Here is a 2,000-nt window from a genome sequence, read left to right as displayed (position 1 = left end):
GGTCGCCCCACAGCACGGACAATGGCCGGCATAGCGTTCGACGCGGGTGACGACCGGCTTGATCGGCGGCAGATCGATCTTGTCGTAGCGCTGCGCGAGGCGCTGATCCGCGTCAGTCAGCCCGGCACGGCAGTGCTGGCAATGCGCCGCCTTCGCGATCACCGTCTGATCGGGGTTCTCGGCAAGCAAGCGACCGCCACCCTCACGGCCGAGACTGCCTTTGCGGGGCCCCTTGCGCGGACTTTTCTCGGGCCGGTTTGGCTTCTGCCCGCGCGATGGCGGCAGGCTCGAATTGTCCGGCCGCTTCGGCGGTTCGTTTAGCCGCGCCTCCAACTCCGCAATCCGGCGTTCCGCATCCGAAAGCCGGATTGCCAGTTCCGCGTTCCTGCGCTCGGATGATTGCAACGCGTCCCATAGCGCGCGGATCAGCGCGTCTTTCTCAGCGTGCGATAGGAGAGACAGGTCAGGAAGCTCGTTCACGCCTCCCGTCGAATCGTATCCGCCGTGGTCACGTCAATTCACAATCGATTCAACTTATCGACGGACCAGGATGAGCAGATACAAAAAATATTATCTTATTATCTTCTAAATTGTGAATAATGATCCCATTTTGAATTTCACGAAAAACAACAATATCTCTAAGGCGCCTTTTGTTAGTCAGTTGGATTGTTGCGTTTGGCGTTTTCTTTTGCAGATCATGCAATGCCAAAAAATTTCCAGTATTAACTGTAATTATCAACAGAAGGGACGAAGCAATAATAAAATTTCCAGTATTAATAGAAATTTTTCTAGGTATAATTAAATAATTTATAAATCCAAAAATAAAGCAAAAATAAATAGGTATTAAAACGGCTGTAAAATCATAGCAATCTGAGAATAAATAAGAAAATAAATTTAATAATAAAAAAATTGGCATTACAATGTAAAAAATTCTTATTTTAAAAATTGTTTTATTGTATGTCGCTATAAGAAATGGCGATTTTTGACCACCACCTATATTGTATCCAAAAAGACTGCCGATGGATAGAAAAAATATTGCTCGTGGAACCCAGCTTATGGCAAAGGAAATTTGATCGTTGATCGTTAATAGACCAAGCGCATTTGGCATAATTGTTTGAAAATAGACCCAATTTGAGACAATAGAGAGAATTATCGAAATGGTAGTGAGCAGAGCAATAATATTAGGTACTAATTTAAGCGTATCGAAACTAATGATATCAATGGCCTTATTTTCTTCCATTATTTTGACCTGTCATTTCGATCGGTCTGAAGATAGGCCAGCTTATAGGGTAAACGCCCTCGTTGCGAACGGAAGCTCTCATAATTAATTAAATTCATTGCGAGTGCCGGAAATCGAAATTGATGTGGCTTGCCATGATCGACAGCCGTAGCCAGAGGTTTAAATGCCAGAGAAGAAAAAAGGTATCTGCTCAACCCGGTAGGGGGGCGATGGGCAGTGATGCTCCGGTGACGGCGTTTTTGATAGCGGTGTAGGCATCAAGGCCGTGCCGCGCGGCGGTCCCGACGACGGATCGGACGTTGGCGAAGAAATCGGCGCCCCAGTTGGATCGGAACCCTCCGGTGACCTTGCGATATGTCGCGGTAGGCCGGAGTTCGCGCTCGGAGCCGTTGTTGTCCGCGGCGATATCCGGGTGGTCGAGGAAGGTGAAGAGATGATCACGAACCTTGCCGTATCGTCGGCGCAATCGTCTGCCGTGGTGGTTGATCGGGGCGAGCGCCATGACGGCGTCGAGATCATGGTCGAGGCGCCGCCGCCAGGCGCGTCTTGTAGCGTCCGCGAGCGTGCGATGGCGCCGCGCCAGCACGACGGCGCGGAGCAGCAGGGCCTTCATTCTGGGTGCGAAGATCGTATCACCCGCCTCGATCGCGAATTTGCAGTCCCGGAGTTGGTGGGCGAGGCAAATCTGCCAGTCATCGGCATGACCGCGCTGGGCGCCATAGAGATCGGAGATCCRGATAGCGGGGCGATGGCCGTCCAT

At 50.5% G+C, this 2,000-nt stretch carries 3 protein-coding genes; all 3 read right to left on the bottom strand.

From position 1 onward, the window contains the following. Nucleotides 1-480, bottom strand: a 480-nt coding sequence (locus tag RT91_RS18685; protein ID WP_240314361.1) for a DUF6444 domain-containing protein, incomplete at its 3' end; no start/stop codon positions are given. 49 nt (nucleotides 481-529) lie between these two features. Continuing rightward, nucleotides 530-1,240, bottom strand: a complete 711-nt coding sequence (locus RT91_RS21715; protein WP_152982875.1) for a hypothetical protein — start codon at nucleotides 1,238-1,240, stop codon at nucleotides 530-532. 190 nt (nucleotides 1,241-1,430) lie between these two features. Next, nucleotides 1,431-2,000: transposase (locus RT91_RS18680; RefSeq protein WP_035189196.1), on the bottom strand; the 570-nt coding region annotated here is incomplete at its 5' end.

The sequence above is a fragment of the Acidiphilium sp. JA12-A1 genome (assembly GCF_000724705.2).
Classification (GTDB): Bacteria; Pseudomonadota; Alphaproteobacteria; order Acetobacterales; family Acetobacteraceae; genus Acidiphilium; species Acidiphilium multivorum.
The sequence above is the reverse complement of the archived record's forward strand: the minus strand, read 5'-3'. Positions and strand labels throughout refer to the sequence as shown.

Excerpts from the sequence above, each read along its gene's own strand:
- RT91_RS21715 (WP_152982875.1), bottom strand. The coding sequence starts at position 1,240 with ATGGAAGAAAATAAGGCCATTGATATCATTAGTTTCGATACGCTTAAA.